This is a genomic window from Streptomyces marokkonensis, assembly GCF_039539045.1.
Taxonomy (GTDB): Bacteria; Actinomycetota; Actinomycetes; order Streptomycetales; family Streptomycetaceae; genus Streptomyces; species Streptomyces marokkonensis.
Genome location: NZ_BAABCQ010000014.1, coordinates 71,251 through 77,327, shown reverse-complemented (window position 1 = coordinate 77,327; position 6,077 = coordinate 71,251). Strand labels below are relative to the sequence as shown.

7 protein-coding genes and 1 pseudogene are annotated in these 6,077 nt (G+C 67.8%); 3 read left to right on the top strand and 5 right to left on the bottom strand.

Going from position 1 to position 6,077, the window contains the following annotated elements; translation table 11 throughout:
• Positions 1-456 precede the first annotated feature (456 nt).
• Together ABEA26_RS05690 and ABEA26_RS05685 are read right to left on the bottom strand one after the other, a co-directional pair.
• The gene (locus ABEA26_RS05690; RefSeq protein ID WP_345589788.1) at positions 457-1,068 is read right to left on the bottom strand and encodes a DNA-3-methyladenine glycosylase; all 612 of its coding nucleotides are present in this window, start codon (positions 1,066-1,068) and stop codon (positions 457-459) included.
• Between the two features lie 14 nt (positions 1,069-1,082).
• Positions 1,083-1,339: pseudogene (locus ABEA26_RS05685) on the bottom strand (DNA-3-methyladenine glycosylase); the annotation flags it as partial.
• A gap of 146 nt (positions 1,340-1,485) precedes the next feature.
• Between ABEA26_RS05685 and ABEA26_RS05680 the strand changes: the two are divergent.
• The 3 genes from ABEA26_RS05680 (at position 1,486) to ABEA26_RS05670 (ending at position 3,569) form a co-directional block, all read left to right on the top strand.
• Entirely contained in the window at positions 1,486-2,268 is a 783-nt protein-coding gene (locus ABEA26_RS05680; protein WP_279566091.1) for a sporulation protein, read from the top strand.
• 55 nt (positions 2,269-2,323) lie between these two features.
• Positions 2,324-2,863 (top strand): YbhB/YbcL family Raf kinase inhibitor-like protein, encoded by a 540-nt coding sequence (locus tag ABEA26_RS05675; protein ID WP_345589786.1) that lies wholly within the window; start codon positions 2,324-2,326, stop codon positions 2,861-2,863.
• A gap of 199 nt (positions 2,864-3,062) precedes the next feature.
• A complete protein-coding gene (locus ABEA26_RS05670) occupies positions 3,063-3,569 on the top strand; it encodes an HNH endonuclease (protein ID WP_345589785.1) in 507 nt (168 codons plus the stop codon).
• An 85-nt stretch (positions 3,570-3,654) separates the two neighbouring features.
• Here the strand turns inward: ABEA26_RS05670 and ABEA26_RS05665 are convergent, their stop codons facing one another.
• The 3 genes from ABEA26_RS05665 to ABEA26_RS05655 all read right to left on the bottom strand — a co-directional run bounded on the left by ABEA26_RS05665 (position 3,655) and on the right by ABEA26_RS05655 (position 6,073).
• On the bottom strand, positions 3,655-4,608 hold the full coding sequence (locus tag ABEA26_RS05665; protein ID WP_345589783.1) for an SPFH domain-containing protein: 954 nt from the start codon (positions 4,606-4,608) through the stop codon (positions 3,655-3,657).
• A gap of 181 nt (positions 4,609-4,789) precedes the next feature.
• Positions 4,790-5,221 carry an NfeD family protein gene (locus ABEA26_RS05660; RefSeq protein ID WP_345589781.1) on the bottom strand — a complete coding sequence of 144 codons (432 nt, stop codon included), beginning with the start codon at positions 5,219-5,221 and terminating at the stop codon, positions 4,790-4,792.
• 54 nt (positions 5,222-5,275) lie between these two features.
• Positions 5,276-6,073, bottom strand: a complete 798-nt coding sequence (locus ABEA26_RS05655) for an ABC transporter ATP-binding protein (RefSeq protein WP_345589780.1) — start codon at positions 6,071-6,073, stop codon at positions 5,276-5,278.
• Positions 6,074-6,077: the final 4 nt, after the last annotated feature.

Sequence of the window (6,077 nt, the reverse complement as noted above, 5' to 3'; positions counted from 1 at the left end):
GGTTCCGACTCTATCAGATCCTTTCGGGCCTGATTCCCAGTCAGCGGGGTTTGTCGTGGCTTTCTGGACTTTCGCCCGTCGGCCTTTCGACATTCACTACGTTAGTCGATTCCTCCGTGGACTCATAATCGAGTCCCGCGAGCTTGAATTCAGGCATGCGAGCACGCCGAATTCGCCCCCGCTGAGGGGAAGTTGTTGCTAGTGGGTTGGCCGCTTCCGGCTGCAGGCGATTGCCGTACCCGGGTCAAGCGGCTCGGACTACGTTACGCGTCTCCCAAGGGGGAGTCAACTTCGACGCCGCCCTCACCGCCACGCAGGCGAGACCTACTCCCGGTGGGGGCGAGAGGCCGAATGAGCCGCGTCGGCTCCCTACGGACCGTCGTCATGCAGGTCTGCCGGCGAGCCACGTATCCGGGTGGGTTCTACCGCTCGTCGGCGAGCGAGGCGCACAGCGGCTCAGGCTCCGGCGGACGGCTTGGCTCTCGGGCTCAGTCGGTACGCCGAGACCGTCGGATCACCGGCGAGGTAGAACCGGTGTTGCCAGTCGTGGGCCTTGCTCACGCCTACCCGAGGACCAACCCGGACGAGTGCGGCAGGCACCGACTCACCCTCGGACAACACGACCGAGGCGCCTGTCAGGAGATCTGCGCCGTTGTGCTCCGCCGTGATGCCGAGTGCCTGGCAGAAGTTCCCCGGACCCCGGGCAAGCCGTGGACTCTCGACTCTCTCCCCTCGTCGCTTGCGTGCCAGGTCTTCCCCCTCGATGACCCTGCCTGCCCGGATGAGGACAGCCGAGGCGATGCCGTCCGTCCCGGTGACGACGTTGGCGCACCAGTGGAGTCCATGGGACCGGTAGACGTACAGGTGTCCTGCGGGTCCGAACATGACGGCGTTACGGGGAGTCCTGCCCCGGTAGGCATGGGAAGCGGGGTCGGCCGCACCGGAGTAGGCCTCGGTCTCCGTGATGGCGAGGCCCACGGTTCCCTCGGGGGTCCTGCAGGTGAGGACGCTCCCGAGCAGCTTGGGGGCGACCTCTTCAGCAGGATGGGCGAGGAGATCAACGTTCATGCTGACTGCCTTGACATGCCGTAGGTGTAGAAGACGTACACGTGGCCGGGGGACCGGACATCACGTCGTCGCGGGGTGTGCGACCGCGGCGGGCGTGGGAGCCGGGGCCGCTCTGACCGTCGCATGCCTCGACCTCTGTCAGGCGGAGGGCGATCGGACCGTCCGGGGCACTGCCTGCCAGGACGCGGCCCAGGAAGCCGGGGGCCACCCCGAGAACGGGGCGGTCGAGGAAATCTCTGGGGAGGCGCGTACGGTCGGGGCTCGCGATCATGCCGTCCGAGCGTAACGCAGACGGGTCCGTGCACGGGGTGGCCAGGGGGCGTACACCTTGCCAGGGTATGGCGGTGTGGAACCGGCCACCGCCGGATCGCGTTTGTAGGGATCAAGGGTTCACACACTGCCTGGAGAGGGAGAGACATGGCGTTCAAGAAGCTGCTCGCGAGCCTGGGGGCCGGCGGGGCTTCGGTCGAGACCGTGCTGAGCGAGGTCAACGTCGTTCCGGGCGGTGTCGTCCAGGGCGAGGTGCGGATCCAGGGCGGGTCCGTCGACCAGCAGATCGAGGCGCTCTCGGTCGGTCTGCAGGCCAAGGTCGAGGTGGAGAGCGGCGACCAGGAGCACAAGCAGGACATCGAGTTCACGAAGAGCCGGCTCGGTGGTGCCTTCGAGCTCAAGGCGAACGCGGTGCACGCGGTGCAGTTCGGCCTCGAGATCCCGTGGGAGACGCCGATCACGACGATCGACGGGCAGACCCTGCGCGGGATGGACATCGGCGTCACCACGGAGCTGGAGATCGCGCGTGCCGTGGACTCCGGTGACCTGGACGCGATCAACGTGCACCCGCTGCCGGCGCAAAAGGCGATCCTGGACGCGTTCATCCAGCTCGGCTTCCGCTTCAAGAGCGCGGACATGGAGCGCGGCCACATCCGGGGTACGCGGCAGAAGCTGCCCTTCTACCAGGAGATCGAGTTCCTTCCCCCGCAGCAGTACCGGGGGCTGAACCAGGTCGAGCTGAGCTTCGTGGCCGACGCGCAGGCGATGGACGTCGTGCTGGAGATGGACAAGAAGCCCGGACTGTTCAGCGAGAGCAGCGACACGTTCCGTTCCTTCAAGGTGGGGCTGAACGACTACCAGGGAACCGACTGGGTCGCGTACCTCAACCAGTGGCTGTCGGAGGTCGGCAGCAAGCGCAACTGGTTCTAGAGGGGGCTGTTCTAAGCTCGGTCGTCTCTGCACCACAAGATCAGGAGGTACCGAGGTGACCGAGCTCGAGCGGCGTCCGCTTCCCCATGACTTCCACCCGTCCGTACCGTCGTTCACGGTCACGAGCGAGGACGTCCAGGAGGGCGCGACGCTCAAGGACGCTCAGGTCCGCGCGGCCGGCAACACCTCGCCGCAGTTGCGGTGGAAGGGTTTCCCCGCCGGGACCAAAAGCTTCGCCGTGACGTGCTACGACCCGGACGCCCCGACGGGCAGTGGGTTCTGGCACTGGGTGGTGTTCGACATCCCGGCCTCGGTGACCGAGCTGCCGGTGGGCGCGGGCAGCGGCAGGTTCGAGGGACTGCCGGACGGTGCCGTACAGGCACGCAACGACTTCGGCAGCAAGGACTTCGGCGGTGCCGCGCCGCCGGCCGGGGACGGGCCGCACCGGTATGTGTTCACGGTGTACGCCGTGGACCAGGAGAAGCTGGGGCCGGACGCGGAGGCCACTCCGGCGTTCGTCGGGTTCAATCTGCGGTTCCACACGATCGCGCGTGCCCAGCTGATCGGTGAGTACGAGGTCCCCGCCGCGAGCTGAGTGTCCCGAGCGTTCATGGAACGTTTGCCCGCCTCTGGTCTTGGAATGGATCAGGGGCGGGCATTTTTTGTTGTGGGGGTGGCGGGGGCCCGTCCCCCGTAGGAACAGCAGATATTGCGTTGTCCATCTCGGCGTGCCCGGCCAGAGTTGATCCCAGCCCGCCAGGGGGTGGGCCGGTGCGCACGGGAGGTGGGCTGGTATGCGGGACACGCTGGTACTGAACGCGAGCTTCGAGCCGTTGTCGACGGTGACGCTTAATCGAGCCGTCGTTCTGGTGCTCCAGGACAAGGCCGTCGTCGAACAGGCCCACCCCGAACTGCGGATGCGCGGAGCCGCGCTCGACATACCGGCGCCCCGGGTGATCAGGCTGTGCCACTACGTACGGGTGCCCTTCCGAAGACGCGCGCCGTGGTCGAGGCGGGGGGTGCTGGTCCGGGACCGGCACCGGTGCGCGTACTGCGGGCGGCGGGCGACGACCGTCGACCACGTGGTGCCGCGGTCGCACGGCGGGCAGGACACGTGGCTGAACACGGTGGCCTCGTGTGCCGAGGACAACCACCGCAAGGCGAACCGGACGCCGGAGCAGGCGGGTATGCCACTGCTCCGGGTGCCGTTCGAGCCGACGCCTGCGGACGCGATGTTGCTGGCGTTGGGACAGGACGATTTCGCCACACTGCCGGAGTGGCTGGCCCAGCCGGCCGCGTAGTCCTTGGTCCTTGGTCCACCACTACGTCGATGGGGGCGCACCTCTGGCGAGAGGTGCGCCCCCATTGACGTAGTGGGTGCTGCTGTCAGTCGATGGGCGGCTTCTCACGCCGCTCCTGGGCCGGGACGCTCGCACCGGCGCCGCTGTTGCCAGAACCACCGCCCAGGCCGCCGAAGTTGCCCATGGCGCCGGACAGGCCCTTGAGGGCGTCACCGATCTCGCTGGGGACGATCCAGAGCTTGTTGGCGTCGCCCTCGGCGATCTTCGGGAGCATCTGAAGGTACTGGTAGGAGAGCAGTTTCTGGTCCGGGTCGCCGGCGTGGATGGCCTCGAAGACCGTGCGGACGGCCTGGGCCTCGCCCTCGGCGCGCAGGGCCGCGGCCTTGGCCTCGCCCTCGGCGCGCAGGATCTGGGACTGCTTCTCGCCCTCGGCACGCAGGATCTCGGACTGCCGGACGCCTTCGGCCTGGAGGATCGCGGCGCGCTTGTCGCGGTCGGCGCGCATCTGCTTCTCCATCGAGTCCTGGATGGAGGTGGGCGGTTCGATGGCCTTGAGCTCGACGCGGTTGACGCGGATGCCCCACTTGCCGGTGGCCTCGTCGAGGACGCCGCGCAGGGCCGCGTTGATCTCCTCGCGGGAGGTGAGGGTGCGCTCCAGGTCCATGCCGCCGATGATGTTGCGGAGTGTGGTGACGGTCAGCTGCTCGATGGCCTGGATGTAGCTGGCGACCTCGTAGGTCGCGGCGCGGGCGTCGGTCACCTGGTAGTAGATGACCGTGTCGATGTTGACGACCAGGTTGTCCTGGGTGATGACCGGCTGCGGCGGGAAGGGGACGACCTGTTCGCGCAGGTCGATGCGGTTGCGGATGGTGTCGATGAACGGGACGACGATGTTGAGGCCCGCGTTCAGCGTCCGTGTGTACCGCCCGAAGCGCTCCACGATGGCGGCGCTTGCCTGTGGGATGACCTGGATGGTCTTGATCAGGGCGATGAAGACCAACACCACCAGGATGATCAAGACGATGATGACCGGTGCCATCGTGGTTGTCCGTCCCCTTCTCCGCCTCGGCGCTCCGGCAGATCCTATTGATCCTGACTACTGGCCCCGACTACTGACCCTGACTACTGCTGATCCTACGGCTGTTGAGGATCTTGCCGGCCGAGTCTGACAGACCGTCGTGTACCCCGGGGGATGTTCGGTCCACTTTCGCCCGGCGAGGTCACATGATGATCGCCGTGGCCCCCTCGATTTCCACGACGTCCACTTCCTCGCCCGTCTCGTAGGCACGTCCGGTGTCGAGTGCACGTGCCGACCAGACCTCTCCGGCGAGCTTGATCCGGCCACCGGAGCCGTCGACCCTCTCCAGCACCACGGCCTGTCTGCCCTTCAGGGCGTCCACGCCGGTGGCGAGTCGGGGCCGTTGGGAACGGTGTCGGGCGGCGATGGGCCGTACGACGGCGATGAGCGCGACCGAGACGATGACGAAGACGAGTACCTGGACGACGACGTCCACACCGAACCCGGAGGCGACGGCGGCGGCGACCGCGCCGACCGCGAGCATCCCGAACTCCGGCATCGCGGTCACGACGAGCGGGATTCCGAGCCCTGCCGCGGCGACGAGCCACCACACCCATGCGTCGATGTCGTTCACACGGTCATGGTAGGTCCGCAGTGCGTACTGGGGACAGGGCGCACGGGGGGCGGGTCAGGACAGAGGGAGCCCCTGGGCTGTCCAGCGGTCGCCGACCTGCTCGACGACGAGCGGCAGCCCGAAGCAGAGGGACAGGTTGCGGGAGGTGAGCTCGAGCTCCAGCGGGCCGGCGGCCATGACCTTGCCCTGACGGATCATCAGGACATGGGTGAAGCCCGGGGCGATCTCCTCGACGTGGTGGGTGACCATGATCATCGAGGGGGCGATCGGGTCGCGGGCGAGGCGGCCGAGGCGGCGGACGAGGTCCTCGCGGCCGCCGAGGTCGAGGCCGGCGGCCGGCTCGTCCAAAAGCAGCAGCTCAGGGTCGGTCATCAGCGCGCGGGCGATCAGCGTGCGCTTGCGCTCGCCCTCGGAGAGGGTGCCGAACTTCCGGTCCAGGTGCTCGGTCATGCCGAGGCGGTCGAGGAAGGCCCGGGCGCGCTGCTCGTCGATGTCCTCGTACTCCTCCTGCCAGCCGGCCGTCATGCCGTAGGCGGCGGTCAGCACGGTCTGCAGGACGGTCTGGCGCTTGGGCAGCTTGTCGGCCATGGCGATGCCGGCCATACCGATGCGCGGGCGCAGCTCGAAGACGTCGGTGCCGGGCTCGCCGAGCGTCTCGCCGAGGATGGTGGCGGTGCCCTTGCTCGGGTAGAGGTAGCTGGACGCGACATTGAGGAGGGTGGTCTTGCCGGCGCCGTTGGGGCCCAGGATGACCCAGCGCTCACCCTCCTTCACCGACCAGGAGACCTGGTCCACCAGAGCCCGGCCCTCGCGGACCACGGATACGTCCTGAAGCTCCAGAACATCGCTCATGAGC